The following is an 18,780-nucleotide window of genomic DNA, read 5'->3' as shown; positions in this document are numbered from 1 at the left end:
CTCCGCTGCCGGCCCCGCGTGCGGTCGCCTCGCGGGGTCGGCTCGTCTGCCCATTGCTTCACGTGCCACGTAAATCCGCCCGGAGTTACGTGGCACGCGTAGCACTCGCTCTTGCGGGGTCGGCGGGTCAGCGCTTCCAGAAAGGCCGCCGCTCGGGCCTGCCCGCGATCCCCGGCGAGCCGGGGGTGCCCGGGGTGCCGGGCGGCGTCGGTGGGCCGAAGGGCGCGGATGGGAGCTGGGCGGGGAGCAGTTCGAGCGTGCGGATCGCCTCCGGCCAGATCACCTCCAGGGCGACACCGACCGTGCGGATGCGCACGGCCAGGCCGGAGAGGCCGGCCAGCACGGGTGCGCCGGGGCCGAGCCGGCCGAGGTCGGCCGTTGCCGCGTCGATCCAGTCGGCGAGCCGCTCCAGCAACTCCCGACGGTGCTCCGGCAGGTCCCGCTCGGCGGCCCGGAGATCGGCGAGCCACCGCACGGACTCCTCCGCGATCCGCCGCCGCGTCTCCGAAGCCGGGTCGGTGGGCGTCTCCGGCACCGGCCGCACCGGCGGCTCGAACGGCTCGCGCCGCCCCGGATCGCCGGGCACCACCGGACCACCGGGCACCACCGAGTCCCCCGGCCCGGGCCCGTACGGCTCGGGCGACAGCGGCCCGCCGGGGCGGCCGTACGGCGGCGTGCCGGGAGCCCCGGGCGAGACCGGCGCCGGCGGGACCGGCCCACCGGGCGGGGTGTGCCGGGGCGGCAGCGGCCGTCCGGGAGGCACCACCCCGGGCGGGACGGGTCCGCCCGGCGATACCGGTGCGCCGGGTACACCGGGAGCACCGGGGCGGCCGGGCGGCACAGCGCCGGGAGCGCCGGGGCCGGGCGGGACGGCGCCGGGGCGGCCGGGGGTCGGGGCCGGGGAGGTGGGGAAGGGCGCCGGCGCGCCGGGTTGGGCGTTCGGCGGGGGGACGGGTGTGCCGTAGGCGCCACCGGTGTCGCCGGCCGCGGTCTGAGTGCTGTCCGCGGCGTAGCCGCTCACGCGGGGTGGTGGCGGTGGGGTGCCGTCGTAGCGCGCCGCCGCCGGGGAGGCGCCGCCGGTCAGGCCGCGCAGGCGCATCGACTTCCGGCTCATCGTCTCCCGCGGGGCGGGGGCCGAGAAGCTCGCCAGCGTCATCGTGGGGCCGGCGGCGTTGTCCCAGCCGTCGACCGGCTCGACGGGTTGGACCACGCGGTGTCCGGGCCCGCCCTCGGCCACCACGCGCGGGTCCACCGCCACGTAGGCGGTGAAGCGGCACAGCACGCCGAAGCGGAGCGAGGTGTCGACGATGCGGCGTTCGAGAGAAGAGCGGCCGGGGTCGGCGCCCACCAGGTAGGCGTCCTCCAGGTCACGCAGGTGCGCGCGGGCCCAGACGGAGGTGACGGCCGGGTTGTCGTGACGGGTCGCCGCGGGTTCGGCGTCCCAGGCGCCGCCGTCGGCCGCCCGGCCGCGCACCCGCAGCACCGCCGCATCGGCGGCACCCGCCGCGTGTGCCGAGTAGCGGCCGCGGATGACCAGGGGCACACCCGGGAAGAGGTCGGGCAGGCGGGCCGGGGCGACGGTGCCCGGTTCGACGGTCAGGCCCAGCGGCTCCAGCGACAGGTCGGTAACGAGCGGCGAACCGATGCGGCGATGGATGTTCGCCATCACCTCGTCGAGGCGGTCCTCGGTCTCCACCAGTTCGAACACGCCGCCACCGGCCGCTGCGAGCCGGCCGAGGAAGCCGGCGTTGACGGCCCGGTCGATGCCGATGGCGTGCACGCGGATGCCGTTCAGGGTGCCGAGCGTGCGCAGGATCTGGTCCTCGTTGCCGACCTGGCCGTCGGTGAGCAGAACGAGCACCCGGTCGCGTTCGCCGTCGGTGGCGGTGAGCAGGTCGCGGCCCTGCGTCAGGGGAGCCAGCATCTCCGTGCCGCCCCGTGCGTCCACTGTGGACAGATGCTGAACGGCGCGGAACCGGTTGCGGTCACTGGCCGGCACGAGCCCTGCGGACAATCCGGCGGGGCGGTCGACGTGATGGTCGAACGTCAGCACCGCGAACCGGTCCGCGTCGGTGAGCGTGTCGACGATGCGGGCGGCGGCCCGGCGGGCGCTGATCATCTTCCAGCCGCCCATGCTCCCCGAACGGTCGAGCACCAGCACCACGTCCCGCGGGCGCGGCGGTGCGGCACCGAGCGGCGGCAGCACGGTCAACTCGAAGGTGCCGGCCGAGTCGGAGTCGGCGTCGGGGCACAGCTGCACCGCCGGCGCCGTCGCCGGGGCGCCGTAGGCGAGGCGCAGCACGAAGTCCCGGTCCGCGCGTTCGCCGGGCAGGATCCGCCACCGTCCGTCCACTTCGGACAGTGCGTGGAGGCTGCACCGGACGTCGCCGAGCGGCAGCCCCGCGGGGTCGATGCCGACGTCGATGGAGAGCCGCACCGGGTCGGGGAACCCGGGCAGCAGCACCGGCGGGCTGATCCGCGACGCGTCGGGCACGGCGTCGGTGTCCTCGTTGACGCCGTCTCCGGCCTGCGGCCCGCCGAGGGGCACACCGGGGACGTAGCGCGGCGCGACGACGAGCGGGAACCGGAACTCCGCCGAGCCGTCGGCGCTCAGGAGCGGGCCGGCGAGGGTCAGCTCGACGGTGACCCGTTCGCCCGGAACGATGTTGCCGACCCGCATGGTGAACACGTCGGGCCGGTCCTCCTCGGCGATGGAGGCGCGCTGCCCCGCCGCGACGGCGCGGTCGTAGGTCTCCCGGGCCTGCGCGCGCTCCTGCAGTTCGGCCTCGACGACGCGGTCGTCGGCGGTCATCCGCATGCGCGTGACGGCCGCCCGGTCGGGCAGCGGGAAGATGTAGGTCGCCTCGAGCGGGACGGCGTGCGGATTGCGGAACGTCTGCACCATCGTGACCCGCGAGACGAGGCCGGTGATGTCGGCGCTGACGTCGAGCGCCTCCAGCGGCAGGTTGCCCGATTCGGTGCGCAGGCAGCCGATGCCGCTGTCGGGCAGTGGCGCGGCGGCCCGCTGCGCCTGGTCGTCGGGCATGGGCAGGATCCGGACGATCACGGCGCACTCCTGTCTTCGGGCACGAGGCCACGGGCGATGAGCAGGTCGATGAGTGGTCGGGCCGCGTCGCGCAGCGCGGCGAGGTCCTCGGGGCCGGGCGTCGCCGGCAGCAGCAGCACGGCGCCGCCGCCCAGCGGGACACCGGTCAGCACGCCGTCCGGCGCCGGCGCCGCGCGGGACGCCTCCCGCTCGGCGCGCGGCGCGGACGGGACCGGCGCCGCGAGAGAGGCCCCCGGCTCAGGCGGCGCGGACAGCGCCGGCGAGGCCGGCGGGGCGGGCACGCTGGTCCAGAAGGCCGCCCGCGGCCGCACCGTGACAGTGTCAGCGTCAGAACCGTCCACAGTGGACCCAGCGGAGCCAATGGAGTCCGGGTTCACCGGCAGGCCGGCGATCTCGGCGAGTCGGGCGTCCGTGGCGCCGACCAGCTCCGCCTGGATCTCGGTGAGGCTGCGCCCCTCCGCCTGCCGCCGCTTGATGGCGACCAGCTGAGCGAGGTGGCGGGTGCCGTAGAGCGCGGTGCGCCCGCGCATGGCGGCCGGCCGGTCGAGCAGCCCGATCGTCGTGTACCAGCGCACGGCCCGCCGGTCCGGCACATCGCGGACCCGACCGTTGGGCGCGCCGCGGTAGTCGACCGCGCCGAGCGCGTCACCTACCCGGGCGACCAGGTCGTCGAGAGTCCAGTCGGATGCCATGCGACCGAAGCTAACACTGTCATATGACAGTGTCAAACCTGGGTCAGGCCTCCGACCGCACCCGCGCCATCAGTTCGACCAGGCGGTCGGGCTCCTCGAAGAGCGGCCAGTGCCCCGAACGGGACGCCGTCGCCACGTGCTTGGCCGGCGCCTGCACCGCGGCGAACCACTGCGCGAACAGCTCGGCCATCCCGCGCATCTCGTGCGCCCCCTGCAGGAAGTACACCGGCACCGCGAAGCCGCGCGCGGACTCCCGCAGGTCGACGTTCTGCATGCGCGGGTACAGCACGTGGTACGCGTCCACGAACGACGCCAGCACGTGCAGCCGTTCGAGGAACGTCAGCTCGCCCGCACCCACTCCCCCGATGGCCGAGGCGTCCCGCGCGGCGGGGTCGGCGCTGTCGTAGCGGTACACCGCGTTGAGGTTGGTGACGATCGGCTCGTACGCGTAAAAGGTCCGGTACGGCGGCGGCCCCTGGGAGGACAGCGCGGACACCACGTCGGCGCGGCCGGTGGCCCGGGCCCAGGCGAGCGTGTCGGCGTAGAAGATGCGGTCCTGGTCGGCCAGGTCGACGGCCTGCCCGGTGCCGATGTACGCGCGGTACAGGTCGGGTCGGCGGTGCACCGCCAGCGCGGCCGGGATCGACCCGCCCGAGTGCGCCAGCAGGTACACGCGCTCCTGGCCGAACTTCTTGCGCAGGTGCTCGGTGACCGCGTGGATGTCGGCGACGAGGCGTTCCGGGTCGAAGGATCCGGCGGGGTCCAGGGCGGCGTAGGAACGCGCCGCGCCGCGCCGGTCCAGCGTGGCCACCACGAAGGAACGTTCCAGCCCGCCCAGGTACCTGCGCACGGCCCCCAGCTCGGAACCCCCGGGCGGGCCGGGCACGAAGAGCAGCACCGGCAGGCTCCGGGAGTTCCCCCGGATGAGCAGGCCGAGGTCGGCGGAACCGACGCGGACGGACGTCAGCTCGGCGACCCCGTCGCGGATCGCGGGCGTGCCCGCGGGCAGGACGACCAGCACGGCCGTGACCGCCACGACGAGCGCACCCGCCCCCGCGGAGAGGTGCCGCAGCACCGGCCGGCGCCCGCCGGTCCCCCGCCGGCCGTAGATCGCGCCGACGACGAGCGGCAGCACCGAGACGAGGCCGTGCACGCCCCGCCCGAACACCAGCGCCACCAACCCCAGCGGGCTCAGGTGCGGCGCGTCCACGGTCGGCCCGGGCAGCCGGAAGCGCACCAGTTCGACCGAGAGGACGAAGGCGAGCGCGACGAGCACCGACCGTCGGGACCGGGTCAGCCACCCGGCGAGCCCGCCCACGGCGAGGCTCACGGCGATAGACGCGACCCCCTCGACGGCGGTCAGCGGCCCCCGCGGCGTCCAGAACCCGGCGAGCGCCCCCCACACCACCGCGACCGACACCGCGACGAACCACCGACCCCCCATGGCTCGATATTCAATCTCATCGAACCCGCCGACGTCGCCGCAGAATCAGCGCCACCACCACGACCGAAAGGACGATCGCCGGACAGGTGCCCCAGGTGACCGCCAGCCCCAGCGTCTCGGCGGAGTTGTGGCCGAAGTCCGGCTCCCCGAGCGGCCGGATCCGCTCCACGAGATCGGTCGCGACACCGAGATACCGGGTGCCCTCGGGGCCGGCGAGCACCACCTCCGGAACGGCTGCGCCCGGGCGCAGCCGCACCAGCGCGGTGCCGGTGACGTCGACGAGATCGTCGGTGCGGTGGTTGGTGTAGGAGACGACCGCGTAGGCGACGTCTCCACGCCATGTCAGCACGTTGACGTACATGGCGTCGCGGATCGCGGGATAGTCGGGCGCGGCGACCCGCTCGCCGGTGGCGCCGTCGCGGGCGCTCAACCGCCACGTCCCCGGCTTCCAGCCGCAGAGGTCGCAGACGGTGTCGGTGCGGTCGAAGACGAACAGCCGGCCGTCGGGCCGCCACGCCGCGCGCCCGGCGACGACCAGCGCGTCCGTCGAGACCTCCTGCGACCAGCTGAGCGTCCCGCCGACGTCGTACCCGCGCAGCAGGTTGTTGCTCTGCACCACCACCGTGCGGGCGTCCGGCGACACCATCACGTGCTGGTCGACCGGCCGCTGCTGCGGCGTGCGCAGCACCCGTTCGACCTGGCCGGAGGGCCACGAGACGAGCACCACGCGGTCGTCCTGGACGGCGACGATCCGCCGGCCGTCCTCCGTCCACCGGCCGTAGAGCTGGACACCGCCGTCGTACGGCGGCGTCTCGCCGTCCGGCGCCCAGCTCTGTTCCGGCGGGACCGTGCGCAGCTTCAGGCGGTCGTCGCCGGTGGCGAGGTCCAGGACGCGCCCCTCGGAGAGGAGGTAGCGGCCGTCCGGGGAGAGTTCGGCGCCGGTGGAGTAGCCGGCCCGCACGATCCGGTAGGCGTCCCGGTCGCGGGCCACGATCGTGCTGGACTCGACCGTGTGTCCGCCGCGCCACCAGGCGAAGCCGAAGTCCTCGTGGTCGGACTGCGGGTTGTCCTCCCCCAGGGAGAAGATCACCGCCGCCGGGCCGACCGGGTCGGCGCCGTTCGCGCCGGTGGAGGCGGGCACGCTCAGGAGCCGTTCGGGAAGGCCGTCCTCGCCGCCGCCGAAGCGTTCCGCCTGCGGGTGCGGTCGGGCGATCAGGCCGGTCACCACGAGCGCCGCGATCGCGAGGACCGCCGCCACCGCGGCCGTTCTGCGGCGCCTGCGGTTGCGTCGGGCGTTCACATACAGATCCGGGGGAACCGGCACCGCCGGCGCCTCCTCGGCGAGTTCCCGCATCAGGCCCCGGAGGTCGGTCATCGCATGGCCTCCTCGTTCTCGTCGGCCAGCTCCGGCGCGACGGCGCGCAGGCGGCGCAGGGCGTCCCGGGTCTGGCTCTTGACGGTGCCGAGCCCCACCCCGAGGATCTCCGCCGTCTCCGACTCCGAACGGTCTTCGTAGAAGCGCAGCACCAGCACGGCCCGCTGCTTCGCGGTGAGCCTCTTGAGCGCGTCGGCGAGCACGATGCGCAGGTCCGGATCGTCCCGGGACACCGCGCGACGCTCCGGAGGCGCGTCCGTCAACACCTCCGAACGCCACCGCCGGCGCACCCGCCACCACGACACGGCCCGCGTGTACAGGACCCGCCGCACGTACCGCTCCGGGTCGTCGAGCCGGGTCCACCGCTCCGCCGCGGCGGTCAGCGCGGTCTGGACGAGTTCCTCGGCGTGCTGCCGGTCGCCGGTGAGCAGGTACGCCGTGCGCGCGAAGGCACCCGTGCGCGCCCGCACGAACTCCTCGAACCCGTCCCTCATGCCGCCGCTCATACCTGCGTCGACCATCGCACCGTCTTCCGCACCATCACCAGGAACCCGATGAGCACCACCGGGCAGCACGCCCAGTTCAGCCCGCGACCGAGGTACTCGTAGAAGTTGACGCCGAACTCCGGCGCACCGGTCGCGCGCCGCGCGTCGACGAACACCGTCGCCACCGCCAACTGCTCGGTGCCGGCGGGCGGCTTCAGCACCACCTCCGGCGCGGCGGCCCCGGGGACGAGCCGGACCAGTTCGGGGAACGGGATCTCGTCCTGCGTGTAGATGCCCGGCACCGCGTGGCGCACGATCGCGTAGGCCACGTCGCCGCGCCACGCCACCACCTCCATGCCCATCGCGGCGGAGACCGGCGGGTAGGCGCCGATGTCGACGGGCGCACCGGTCGCGCCGTCCAGGGCCGCCAACCGGTACGGGCCGTTGACCTCCCGGGTCAGGCCCACCAGCCGCCCGTCGGGTCGCCACGCCGCCCGCCCGGACACCAGCCACGGCTCGTGCTTCGAACGACTCCACCGGCGCGTGCCGTCGCGGTTCAGCACGACGATCTCGTCGTCCAGAGTCAGGGCCACCGCGCTGCCGTCCTCCGGGATCACCGCGTCGCCGATGTAGTTCTGGTACGGGAACGTGGCGTTCCACTCGATCCGCCCGGAGGGCCACCCGGCGACGGCGACCCGGCTCTGGTCGACCACGACGACCCGCGTCCCCTCCGGCGACCAGGTGGTCACGCCGCCATAGCCGTAGTACGGCGTCGACGACGGGCCGGCCTGCGGGCGCGGCCCGGTCAGCTTGGGCAGGGCCCGCGTGCGGCCGGTGCTCAGGTCCAGCGCCTCCCCGCCGACCATCAGGAAGCGGCCGTCCGGCGAGAGGTCCACGCCGGTGGTGTAGCCGCCGCGGGCGATCCGGTACACGTCCTCGTGCAGCCCCACGACCGTGGTCGAACTGACCGTGTGCCCGTGCCGCCACCAGCTGAAGATCCTGAAGTCCTCGTCGTCGGACTGGACGTTGCGCTCGCCGAGGGAGTACGCCACCGCGGCCGGGCCGGCCGGCGAGTCGTGCACCGTCGCCGTGTCCCAGGACGGGAGCACCAGGTGGTCGGGCAGTCCGGCGGAGTCGCCGCCGAAGCGTTCGGGACCGGGGCGCGGCCATCCGATGAGGACGGCCACGGCCAGGACGGCGAGCGCGAGGAGGGCCGCGGCGGCACGGCGTTCGCGGCGACGGCGGCGGGCGGCGGCGTAGAGGCCGGCGGGCGGCCGCACCTCCGGGGCGTCCTCGGCCAGTTCCCGGAACGCATCCCGCAACACGCTCATGCCGCCGCCTCGCTTCGCTCACCGGCGCCACGAGACGCGAGCGCGCAGTGCTTCATGATTCGCTTCCGCAAGCGTCCGCTCATGACAACACCCCCTCGTGTTCCTCGGTTTCCCCGGTGAGATCGGACGTCAGGTCCGGCGCGACCTCGTGCAGCCTGCGCACGGCCGCCCCGGTCAGGTCGCGGAGCGCGGCGAGGCCGACGCCGAGGATCTCCGCCGCCTCGGACTCGGAACAGTCCTCGTGGAACCGCAGCACCAGCGCGGCCCGCTGCCTCGGCCTGAGCCCGGCGAGGGCCCGGGCGAGCGCGGCACCCCGCTCCGCCGGCGGGCCGACCGGCGACTGCGCCCGGCGCCGGAGCCGACGCCACCGGGAGATCGCCCGCGCGTACAGCACCCGCCGCACGTACCGCTCCGGGTCGTCGAGCCGGGTCCACCGCTCCGCCGCGGCGGTCAGCGCGGTCTGCACGAGTTCCTCGGCGTGCCGCCGGTCGCCGGTCAGCAGGTACGCCGTCCGCGCGAACGCACCCGTGCGCGCCCGCACGAACTCCTCGAACCCGTCCCTCACGCACGGACAGACGCACCGGGAGGGCCCCGCGGAGGGTGGGGATTTCCGCCGATCTCGCGGGCTGCCGGCTCGGCGGCGGAAATCAGATCGAGCGGCGCAGCCGCACGACCGCGCGCACGCCGGGCTCCGCGTCCTCCAGGATCACCGTGCCGCCGTGGCGGCGCACCAGTTCGCGGACGATCGCCAGCCCGAGGCCGGAGCCGCCGGCGTCGCGGGCCCGGGCGTCGTCCAGGCGGGTGAAGCGGTCGAAGACGCGTTCGCGGTCGGCGTCCGGGATGCCCGGGCCGTCGTCGGTCACCTCGAGCACCGCCTCCCCGCCGACGGACAGGCCGGCGAGCGTCACCGTGGCCGACGCGTGCCGCACGGCGTTGTCGACCAGGTTGCCGGCGACGCGCAGCAGGGCGTCGCGGTCGCCGACCGTCCACAGTGGATCGGTGCCGGGCACCACCTTCACGGGAACGCGGGCGTTGCGGCAGCGTTCGGCCGCGTCCGCCAGGAGGTGGCGCAGGTCCACCGGCTCCCGGGCCAGCGGCGCGGCGGCGTGCGCGTCGTCGGCGCGGGCCAGCAGGAGCAGGTCGTCGACGAGCCGGCCGAGCCGTTCCACGTCGGCGAGCAGGTCCGGCACCAGCTCCTCCGGAACGCCGTGCCGCTGCGCCACCTCCAGTTCGGTGCGCATGGCGGCGATGGGGCTGCGCAACTCGTGCGCCGCGTCGGCGACGAACGCCCGCTGACGCGCCCGGACGGCGGCCAGCCGGTCCAGCATGCCGTTCAGGGTGACGGCCAGCCGGTGGATCTCGTCGCTGGCCTCCGGCACGGGCAGCCGGTCGGTCAGCCCGGCACCGGTGATCGAGTCCGCGCCGGCGCGCAGTTCGTCGACGGGGCGCAGCGCGGCACCGACGACCCGCCACGCGAGCACCGCCATGAACGCCACCAGCAGCGGATACACGATCAGCAGCATGATGCGCAGCACGTGCGCGCCCTTGGTGACGTCGGCGGTCGGCTGCGCCACGAGCACCGTGTCGGAGCCCGCCTGAACGGCCACCACGCGCATCTCCCCGTCGGCGGAGACCCGGGCACCGGGCACGTACATCCGCTTGCCGGCGCGGGCGGACGCCAGTTCGTCCTTGCGCAGCATCGGCACGAGCCGGTCGGCGCCGATGGAGGCATTCAGCACCCGGTGCTGCGGGTCGACGATCTGCACCACCTGCCCACCGCTGGCCGGTACCGGGTCGGGCAGGTCGCCGGCGGTGTGCCCGCGCGCCACCTCCTCGGCCGTGGCGCGCGCGCCGTTGTCGACCGTGCTGCGCAGCACCACACCCAGCACGGCGAAGAGCAGGAGGCCGCTGACCAGGAACCCGACCGCCAGGCCGCCGGTACCGATGAGGATCAGCCGCCCGCGCAGCGACCGGCGCCGCCACCATCTCCGCACGCCGGTCAGCCCCCGGTCGTGCCGAGGCGGTACCCGGCGCCGCGAACCGTCTCGACCAGGTCGCGGCCGAGCTTGCGCCGCAGGTAGCCGATGTACACCTCGACCACGTTCGGGGCGGTGTCGGCGGCGGCGTCCCACACGTGGTCCAGCAGCTCGATCTTGGAGACGACCTGACCCGGGCGGCGCATCAGATACTCCAGCAACGCGTACTCGCGCGTGGTGAGCGTGACCGGCTCGCCGGCGAGGGTGACCGTGCGGCCGGCCGGGTCGAGAGCCAGTTCGCCCACCTCCAGAACGGCCGGCCGGGACGGCGCGCCCCGCCGCAGCAGCGCCCGCAGCCGGGCCAGCAGCACGACGTACGAGAACGGCTTGGTCAGGTAGTCGTCGGCGCCGCAGTCCAAGCCGTCGGCCTGGTCGTACTCGCCGTCCTTGGCCGAGAGCATGAGCACCGGCAGCCACACCTGCTCGGCGCGCAACTGCCGCACCACCCGGTAACCGGAGAGGCCGGGCAGCATCACGTCGAGGATCATCGCGTCGTAGGACTGGTGCCGGGCCAGCTCGAGCCCGGTCGGGCCGTCATGGGCCACGTCGACCGCGAACCCCTCCGCCGACAGCCCCCGCTGCAACGCCTTCGCCAGGCGCTGCTCATCCTCCACCACCAGCAGCCGCATGCCTGACAGCCTGGCACGCCGCCGCGCTGAGAGAACCTGTGAATCTCAGGGGACTCACAGCCGGCCAACGGCACAGTGGTACGCATGTCGCTCTTCACATCCCGACCCGCGCTGCGGTGGCTCGTTCCGTCGGCCGTCGCCGTCGCGGTGATCGGCGGCGGTGCGGCACTCGGTACCGTCGCCGCCTCCGCCGAGCCGGAGCTGCCCGACCGCAGCGCCGCCCAACTACTCGTCGACCTTCAGAACGCCAGCCTCGACGGCCTCTCGGGGACCGTGCGCACCACCTCGGACCTGGGCCTTCCGTCGCTTCCCGCGGGCGCCGGAGCGGGCGGTGCCGGAATCGGTTCGCTCCTGTCGGGTTCGCACCAGGTCCGCGTCTGGTACGCGGGCGAGGACAAGCAACGCGTCGCGCTCATCGGCACCGTGGGCGAGTCCGACATCATCCGCAACGGCAAGGACGTGTGGACCTGGGACAGCAAGACCCAGACCGCCACGCACCGCGAGCTGGGTGACGGCGAGGCCGCCAAGCCCGAGCGCCAGCTGCCCGGGTCGCTCACCCCGCAGGAGGCCGCCGAGCAGGCGCTGAAGGCGGTGGACCCGACCACGGTGGTGGAGGTCGGCCGCAACGCGCGGGTCGCCGGGCGTTCCGCCTACGAGCTGGTGCTCAAGCCGAAGGACACCGCGTCGCTGATCGGCAGCGTGAAGGTCGCCGTCGACGCGACCGAGCACGTTCCGCTGCGCGTGCTGGTGTACGGCAAGGGCGCCGACGAGCCGGCGTTCCGGGCGGAGTTCACCCAGGTGGACTTCTCGCGGCCGGACGACGCCCAGTTCACGTTCACGCCGCCGCCGGGCACGACGGTGACGGAGGAGGCCACGCCGTCGGCCGAGGAGCGGGCCCAGGCCGAGGCGGACGCGAAGGAGCACGCCGCGCAGGCGAAGTCCGAGTCGAAGGTGGTCGGCACCGGCTGGACCACGGTCGTCGTCATCAAGCAGCCGGCGAAGCAGCCCTCCGCCGAGAAGCCGGAGGACGGGCGCGGCCGGGGTGGCCAGGACCCCGCCGACATCGTGAGCGCCCTGCCGCAGGTCAGCGGCGACTGGGGCTCGGGCCGGCTGCTCAAGGGCAAGCTGTTCAGCGCGGTCGTGGCCGATGACGGCCGGATCGCGTTCGGCGCCGTCGCACCGGAGAAGCTCTACGAGGCGCTTCGTGGCTGAGGCCGCGCTGCGGGAGGGCGGGGACCGGTCGGTCCCCGCCCTCGGGGCGTCTTCCCACCGGAGCGACGACGCCGTCGCCACCTACGGTCTGACCAAGCGTTTCGGTCATCAGGTGGCGGTCGATTCGGTCGAACTGCGGGTGCCGCGCGGTGCGGTCTACGGGTTCCTGGGCCCCAACGGGTCGGGCAAGACGACCACGATCCGGATGCTGCTGGGCCTGATCATGCCGACCGCGGGACGGCACGATCTGCTCGGCGAGCCGTTCCAGGAGAAGGCCGGCGCGATCCTGCCGCGCGTCGGCGCGCTGTGCGAGGGGCCGGCGTTCCACCCGTATCTGTCGGGGCGCGCCAACCTGGCCCGCCTCGACGCGGCCGACCGCACCGCGGACCCGCGCACGGTCAAGCGGCGCATCGACGCCGCCCTCGAACGGGTCGGCCTGACCGCCGCGGCCGGCAAGCGCTACCGCGCGTACTCGCTGGGGATGCGCCAGCGGCTGGCCATCGCCGCGGCGCTGCTCACCCCGCGCGACCTGCTGATCCTCGACGAACCCACGAACGGCCTCGACCCGCAGGGCACCCGCGAGGTGCGGGCCCTGGTCAGCGGGCTGGCCGCCGAGGGCGCCACGGTGATGCTCTCCACCCACCTGCTGTCGGAGGTGGAGCAGATCTGCACCCACGTCGGCGTGATGCACCAGGGCAAGCTGGTGACGCAGGGTTCGTTGGCCCAGCTGCGGGCCCGGGCACAGCGGCGCGTGCGGGTGGAGACGGAACGCCCGGAGGCGGCGGCCGAGACGCTCACGGCGCTCGGGCTCGCCGAGGTGACGACCGGGCCCGGCACCGCGGAGGGCCTCCTCGGGGAGCTCGCTCCGGAGAAGATCGTCGCCACGCTGGTGCACGACGACGTGCCGGTGCGCGGGTTCGGCGTGGTGGCGCCGGACCTGGAGGACATGTTCGTCGAACTGACCGGGGAGGGCTTCGATGTCAGTGCGTGAAGCCACCCCGTATGTCCCCAAGCCGGTGAGCACCCGCTTCCTGCGTTCGGAGCTGATGCTGATCTTCGGCCGGCGCCGGAACTGGGCCGGCATGGCCGCGCTCGCGGCGATTCCGATCATCATCGCGGTCGTCATGAAGCTCTGGCCGGGCGGCGGGGGCGGACCCGACTTCTTCAACCAGATCGCCAACAACGGGCTCTTCGTCTCGCTCGCGGCGCTCACCGCCGAACTGCCGCTGTTCCTGCCGCTGGCCGTGGCCGCCATCGCCGGCGACTCGGTGGCCGGTGAGGCGAACACCGGCACGCTGCGCTACCTGCTCGCGGTGCCGGTCGACCGGACCCGGCTGCTGGCCGTGAAGTACCTCGGGGTGGTGATCTTCGCGTTCGCCGCCGTGGCGCTGGTCGCCGCCACCGGCATGCTGATCGGGCTGCTGCTGTTCGGCGGCGGCGACGTGCTGCTGCTGTCCGGGTCGATGGTCGGCTTCGGCGAGGGGGTGCTGCGCGTTCTCGGTGTGGTGCTCTACCTGGGCGTGTGCCTGTCGGCGCTCGGTGCGATCGGGGTGTTCGTGTCGACGCTGACCGAACAGCCCATCGGCGCCACCATCGCGATCATGGTGCTGACGGTGCTCAGCTTCATCCTGGACCAGATCGAACAGCTGGACTGGCTGCAGCCGTACCTGCTCACGCACCACTGGATGGACTACGGGGAGTTCCTGCGCGATCCGGTGGACCTGGGGGCGCTGGTGCCGGGGCTGTTGGTCGCCGCCGCGTATACGGGGGTGTTCCTGGCCGGCGCGTGGGCCCGGTTCGCGGGCAAGGACGTTTCTTCATAGGAGGCCGGCCGGTGCCCGCCTCACTGGGCACCGGCCGGGGAACCCTCAGCGGTGGCGCGCGCCGCCGAGCTGGAGCATCGCCGCCATCCCGTGCAGGTCGCGGGCCTTGGTGAGCAGTTCGTCCTCGCGCTCGCCCTCCTGGCGCATGGAGAACCCGATCGTGGTGTACGCCAGGGCGCTGATCACCACGCAGGAGATGATGCTGATCGGCGCCAGCATCACGAACGGGCTGACCCCTTCGATCGCCTCCGAGGTGTGGTGCAGCCGCACCCGGACCGCCGCCATGCCGGTGTAGTGCATGCTGCACACCGCGACCCCCATGAGCGCCGCGGCGCCCACGGTCGCGCCGGCGCCCCGGATCACCACGGCGAACCAGAGCGCCACCACCGAGGCCACCACCGCGATGCACACCGAGAGCGTGACCAGCCACGGGTCGTAGGTGATCGTTCCGCCGAGCCGGACGGCCGACATGCCCATGTAGTGCATCGCCGCGACGCCCACGCCGGTCAGCAGCCCACCGGCCACGATCCGGAACAGCGACGGCTTCCCGAGCGCCGCCACGATGAGCCCGAGGGCCACGATCGCGACGGACACCCCGAAGCTCGCGATGGTCAGCACGATGTCGAAGCGCAGGACGGTGTCCGGCACGTCGAAGCCGAGCATCGCCATGAAGTGCATGAGCCAGATGGCCGTCCCGCCGATGGCCAGCGCCGCCAGGAACAGCCACCGCAGCCGGCCCGTGCCGTTGGTGTCCCGGGAGCGGGCGGTCAGCACCAGTCCCAGCAGCGACCCGAGGAACGACAGGACGTACGCCAGGACGGGATTGACCCAGCCGTACGCGAAGTGGTGAATGTTGGCCACGGTGACTCCTTGTGCTGGCGGTAATCGCCAGAATTGAGCCACCGCAGGTCACGGCGAAGTCGCACAAACTGTGCGGATTAGGCTTATCGGGCAGGTGGGTCGTCGTCGTAATAGGTCTCCGAGGCGTACGGACTGGGTGACATCGGCTCCGACATCAGGATCGGCGGCGAGTCCCACAGCTCCTTCTTCGCCCTCCTCGGCGCGGCCGCCGCCGGCTGAACGGCGGGCTGCGCGGCAGCGGGAGCCGGCGACACGGGCACCGTCGCGTCGGTGTCGTGCTCCTGCGCCATCCGCTCCAGCCGGGTCGGCTCGTCCTCCGCGGCAGCGGCGGGCTCCGGTGCGGCGGGCTCGGGTTTGGCGTGCTTGGGGCGTTCCCCCGCGTCGAACTGGCCCACCACGAACCCGACGGCCAGCGCGGACGCCAGGAACTCCGCGGGTCGGTTGCGGGCGAAGTCACGCAGGTCCGCCAGGACCTCGGTCGGCTCCCGGTCGGACAGGTACTCGGCCATCCGGCGGCCGCTGCCGGCCAGCTCGGCGGCGACCGCGCGGGCCGGACTGCCGCCCTCCCCCGCCATGTCGGCGACGTCGTCGGCGAGCACGCGCAACTGCTCGGCGACCCAGGCCAGATGCGCGGCGGTCGGCACCCGCACCTCGCCGGTCGCGCCCTCCAGCGGCTCGGACACAGATCCTCCTGCGACTCAGGGAAGTCCAAAGGCAACAGTCTGCCGCTTCGACGCAATTCCGGGGTCAGCCGTTTGCCTCGGAAGGTCGCGGGTACGCCGGATGCCGTACCGAACGAAAGGAGCTGACCGCACATGAGCACCGTCGTGGAATCTGTCGACGTTGCCGTACCTGTCCGCACGGCTTACAACCAGTGGACGCAGTTCGAGCAGTTCCCGCACTTCATGGGCGGTGTCGAATCGATCCGGCAGGTCACTGACGACATGACCCACTGGACCGTGGAGATCGGCGGCGTACGCCGCGAGTTCGACGCCAAGATCACTGAGCAGCACCCCGACGAGCGCGTGTCGTGGACCACGCTCGACGGGCCGAAGCACGCCGGCGTGGTGACGTTCCACCGGCTCGACGAGACGCACACGCGCGTCACCGTGCAGATGGACATCGAACCGTCCGGTGTGGCCGAAACGGTCGGGGACAAGGTCGGGATCATCGACCGTCAGGTCAAGAACGACGTGAAGAAGTTCAAGGAGTACATCGAATCGCGTGGCGGCAACGAGACCGGCGCGTGGCGTGGCGACATCGATCGTCCGACGCCGTAAGTCCTCCTGTTGCGGCGGGCCGCATCCCTTTCACGGGGTGCGGCCCGTTCGCGGTAGCAGCACGTGCGAGCCGGGGTGCACCGTGATCCGGCACGGGACCAGCGGGCCCGGCTCGTCCAGCGCGGCGCCCGTCCCCGGGTTGCGCGCCCAGCGCGGGTGCGCGCCGCCGCTGACCTGCACCCGCAGGCGGTGCCCGGGCGCCAGGCGGTAGGCCGTCGGCCACATGCGCACCTCGACGTCGCGCGGCGCGGCCGGGTCCGCGTCCGTCACCCGGGTGAGGCCGTCGCAGACGTTCACCGACCGGCCGTCCGGGTGGACGTCACACAGTCGGACAAACACGTCGTGGAACGGCGTCGAGGCCGTCGTCCGGATCAGTGCCCGCACCGGGCCGGCGATCTCCACTTCCTGGTCGAACGGCGCACCGGTCCACACGAGCACGTCCCGCCTGGCCTCCAGCGGGCGGTTGTCCCGCGCACCCGCCTCCTTGCCCGCGAGCCGCGGCCCGCCCAAGGCCGGGGTCGGATTACGCGGGTCGTACCTGAACGTCCGGCCGGCCGGCTCCGTGTCCACGGCCTTCATGGTCCGGTCGGTGGGCCCGCTCGTGGCGGTGCTCGCCCGGGCGGCGCTCGGGACGTCAGCGGCGCTCGGATTCTCCGCCTCGGTGGCGGTCGGGCGCAGCGTGCCGTCGGGGATCAGGTGCCACGGTGTCGGGGTGTGCGGGGGCGGCCACTCCGGCAGGTCGCGCCACGGGCCGCCCGGCCCCACCTCGACCCGCACCGGGGTCGGCGGCGCCAGGTCGGCCTCCCCGCGCAGGTGCTCGCGCAGGAAGCGCACGCCCTCCCGCACCGACGCCCGGAACAGCCCGGCGCTGCCGTGGTGCCACCAGCCGAGCACCAGCCGCGGCTGCCGCCCCGCCGCGCGCAGCAGCGCGTAGTCGTCGAGCTGCCAGAGCAGGAAGATGTCGTAGAAGCCGCCGACCATGAGCACCGGCGCGGTCACGTCCGCGAGCCGGTGGGTGTGTTCCCGGGGCGACCAGTAGTCGTCCTCGTCGCCGCGCAGCCAGGCCCGGAAGAACGGCACCTCCGCGCCGGTCGCGACCAGGTCCGCGTCGTGCAGTTCGGCGTGGTGCAGGGCGCGGCGCAGGCGGGGCTGGCCGCGCAGCAGGTCAAGGACGGTGCCGTGCAGCGGGGCCCGCTGCGACGCGAGGATCGTGCTCCAGGTCAGCACGCCGTCCAGCGAGAAGCCGCCGCCCGCGTACGTCGACCCGCGGAACGACGACGCCGTCACCATCGTCGCCAGTGCCCGCAGGTCCGGGCCGGCCTCCGCCGCCAGGGCCCACTGGGTGAACCCGACGTAGCTCGGGCCGTAGGTGCCGAACGTGCCGCCGTACCAGGCCTGCCGGCGCAGCCAGTCGACCGTGTCGAGCCCGTCGTCGCGTTCGTGGGCCAGCGGCTCGAACCTGCCGCCGCCCGAGTCGAACGTGCCCCGGCACGACTGGATCAGCACGTGGAAGCCCTGTTCGCAGAGGGCCCGGCAGAGCGCCACCATCGGGCCGCCCCGGCCGTACGGGGTACGGATCAGCACCGTCGGGGCCGGGCCGCCCGGGCTGTAGTGGTCGGCGCGCAGGATCACGCCGTCGCTCATGCGCACCGGGATGCCCCGAACGGCCGTCGCCCTCGCGCGGGGCGCCGGCAGGCCCAGGGCCGCGGCGAGGGCCCGTCCGGTGAGGTTCACGAACCCGTCCTCGACCACATCGTGAGGCGCATCAGCCGCAGGAACCCCATCCGTTCGTAGACCGGCTGGCCGTCGTCGCTGGCGATCAGCACCGCCGGCAACTCCGGCGCGACCGCCGCCGCCCGGGCGGTCAGGGCGGTGCCGAAGCCGCGCCCCCGGAACTCGGGCAGCGTGGCCACCCAGTCGACCTCCACGACGCCGTGGTGCACCGCGGCCCCGGCCGCCGCCACCGCCCGACCGCCGGCGAACCCCAGGAAGAGCCGCAACGCCCCCAGCACGCGCGGATCGGCGATCGCCCCCTCCTGCCCGGCCGGCAGCGGATACCCCTCCACCAGCACCCGCCGGAACGCGTCCAGGTCGGCGGCGTTCGCCACGGGCACGATGCGCAGCCCCGCGGGCTCGGCGGCGACACCGCTGAACGGCGGGCGCAGCATCAGCGGCGGATGGCCCATCAGCGACAGCCCGTGGGTCGACAGATCCGGTGTCGGCCAGGCGCACAGCAGCACCCAGGAACGTTCCCCCGGAAAGAACGCCGACGCCCGATCGACCAGGGACCCGACGTCGCGGGGCGGCCGAAGCACGACGGCGGCGTTGTCGAAGAGGAACGGCGAGCCGAGATCGGCGAGGCTCAGCTCGTCGTCCCGTTCGGCCCGACCGCCGACCGACGCGGCCATCTCCCGGGTCCGGTCGGCGTAGGCGAAGATGAACTGCCGCAACACGCTGTCGCGCACCGGCAGGTCCGGCTCCCAGCCGGTGGCCAACGGATCGTCCACCCGCACATCCTGCCCGAAGAATGTGACTCAGGGACGGA

The 18,780-nt window shown here is 73.8% G+C and carries 17 protein-coding genes; 4 read left to right on the top strand and 13 right to left on the bottom strand.

Translation table 11 applies throughout. The features are described from left to right. Positions 1–127 precede the first annotated feature (127 nt). From Val02_RS48265 to Val02_RS23005, 9 genes are all read right to left on the bottom strand, one after another. Positions 128–3,067, bottom strand: coding sequence for a VIT domain-containing protein (locus tag Val02_RS48265; RefSeq protein ID WP_275415602.1), 2,940 nt, complete (start codon positions 3,065–3,067; stop codon positions 128–130). After that, positions 3,064–3,759 carry a MerR family transcriptional regulator gene (locus Val02_RS23040; RefSeq protein ID WP_203901247.1) on the bottom strand — a complete coding sequence of 232 codons (696 nt, stop codon included), beginning with the start codon at positions 3,757–3,759 and terminating at the stop codon, positions 3,064–3,066. The genes Val02_RS48265 and Val02_RS23040 overlap by 4 nt, the downstream gene beginning before the upstream one ends. Positions 3,760–3,802: 43 nt before the next feature. After that, a complete protein-coding gene (locus Val02_RS23035; protein WP_203901246.1) occupies positions 3,803–5,203 on the bottom strand; it encodes an alpha/beta fold hydrolase in 1,401 nt (466 codons plus the stop codon). Between the two features lie 16 nt (positions 5,204–5,219). After that, complete coding sequence (locus Val02_RS23030; RefSeq protein WP_203901245.1) at positions 5,220–6,578, bottom strand: hypothetical protein; 1,359 nt, start codon at positions 6,576–6,578, stop codon at positions 5,220–5,222. After that, positions 6,575–7,072, bottom strand: a complete 498-nt coding sequence (locus Val02_RS23025) for a SigE family RNA polymerase sigma factor (RefSeq protein WP_203901244.1) — start codon at positions 7,070–7,072, stop codon at positions 6,575–6,577. Before Val02_RS23025 ends, Val02_RS23030 begins: the two co-directional genes overlap by 4 nt. Before the next feature lie 8 nt (positions 7,073–7,080). Then, complete coding sequence (locus Val02_RS23020; protein WP_203901243.1) at positions 7,081–8,394, bottom strand: PQQ-binding-like beta-propeller repeat protein; 1,314 nt, start codon at positions 8,392–8,394, stop codon at positions 7,081–7,083. 79 nt (positions 8,395–8,473) lie between these two features. Continuing rightward, positions 8,474–8,959: a sigma factor-like helix-turn-helix DNA-binding protein gene (locus Val02_RS23015; RefSeq protein ID WP_203901242.1), complete on the bottom strand. Its 486-nt coding sequence runs from the start codon at positions 8,957–8,959 to the stop codon at positions 8,474–8,476. Between the two features lie 82 nt (positions 8,960–9,041). Next, positions 9,042–10,346 (bottom strand): sensor histidine kinase, encoded by a 1,305-nt coding sequence (locus tag Val02_RS23010; RefSeq protein ID WP_203901321.1) that lies wholly within the window; start codon positions 10,344–10,346, stop codon positions 9,042–9,044. A 47-nt stretch (positions 10,347–10,393) separates the two neighbouring features. After that, entirely contained in the window at positions 10,394–11,059 is a 666-nt protein-coding gene (locus tag Val02_RS23005; RefSeq protein WP_203901241.1) for a response regulator transcription factor, read from the bottom strand. 84 nt (positions 11,060–11,143) lie between these two features. Between Val02_RS23005 and Val02_RS23000 the strand changes: the two genes are divergently transcribed. Genes Val02_RS23000 through Val02_RS22990 form a run of 3 tightly spaced genes read left to right on the top strand, consistent with a single transcriptional unit; the run spans position 11,144 to position 14,094 of the window. Then, positions 11,144–12,271 (top strand): LolA family protein, encoded by a 1,128-nt coding sequence (locus Val02_RS23000; protein WP_203901240.1) that lies wholly within the window; start codon positions 11,144–11,146, stop codon positions 12,269–12,271. Continuing rightward, positions 12,264–13,262 (top strand): ABC transporter ATP-binding protein, encoded by a 999-nt coding sequence (locus Val02_RS22995; protein ID WP_239153268.1) that lies wholly within the window; start codon positions 12,264–12,266, stop codon positions 13,260–13,262. Before Val02_RS23000 ends, Val02_RS22995 begins: the two co-directional genes overlap by 8 nt. After that, on the top strand, positions 13,249–14,094 hold the full coding sequence (locus Val02_RS22990) for an ABC transporter permease (protein ID WP_203901238.1): 846 nt from the start codon (positions 13,249–13,251) through the stop codon (positions 14,092–14,094). Before Val02_RS22995 ends, Val02_RS22990 begins: the two co-directional genes overlap by 14 nt. A gap of 45 nt (positions 14,095–14,139) precedes the next feature. Here the strand turns inward: Val02_RS22990 and Val02_RS22985 are convergent, their stop codons facing one another. Both Val02_RS22985 and Val02_RS22980 read right to left on the bottom strand, forming a co-directional pair. Next, positions 14,140–14,955 (bottom strand): MHYT domain-containing protein, encoded by an 816-nt coding sequence (locus Val02_RS22985; RefSeq protein ID WP_203901237.1) that lies wholly within the window; start codon positions 14,953–14,955, stop codon positions 14,140–14,142. Between the two features lie 83 nt (positions 14,956–15,038). Next, positions 15,039–15,638, bottom strand: coding sequence for a hypothetical protein (locus Val02_RS22980; RefSeq protein ID WP_203901236.1), 600 nt, complete (start codon positions 15,636–15,638; stop codon positions 15,039–15,041). Positions 15,639–15,770: 132 nt separating this feature from the next. On the opposite strand from Val02_RS22980, the gene Val02_RS22975 reads away from it, so the two are divergent. Then, complete coding sequence (locus Val02_RS22975; RefSeq protein ID WP_203901235.1) at positions 15,771–16,235, top strand: SRPBCC family protein; 465 nt, start codon at positions 15,771–15,773, stop codon at positions 16,233–16,235. 30 nt (positions 16,236–16,265) lie between these two features. Here Val02_RS22975 and Val02_RS22970 read toward each other — a convergent pair whose 3' ends face one another. Together Val02_RS22970 and Val02_RS47535 are read right to left on the bottom strand one after the other, a co-directional pair. Beyond that, complete coding sequence (locus Val02_RS22970) at positions 16,266–17,969, bottom strand: CocE/NonD family hydrolase (RefSeq protein WP_239153267.1); 1,704 nt, start codon at positions 17,967–17,969, stop codon at positions 16,266–16,268. Then, entirely contained in the window at positions 17,966–18,742 is a 777-nt protein-coding gene (locus Val02_RS47535; protein WP_239153266.1) for a GNAT family N-acetyltransferase, read from the bottom strand. Before Val02_RS47535 ends, Val02_RS22970 begins: the two co-directional genes overlap by 4 nt. Positions 18,743–18,780 lie beyond the last annotated feature (38 nt).

This window comes from Virgisporangium aliadipatigenens (assembly GCF_016863615.1).
Taxonomy (GTDB): Bacteria; Actinomycetota; Actinomycetes; order Mycobacteriales; family Micromonosporaceae; genus Virgisporangium; species Virgisporangium aliadipatigenens.
This window is presented reverse-complemented; position numbering and strand designations above follow the sequence as displayed.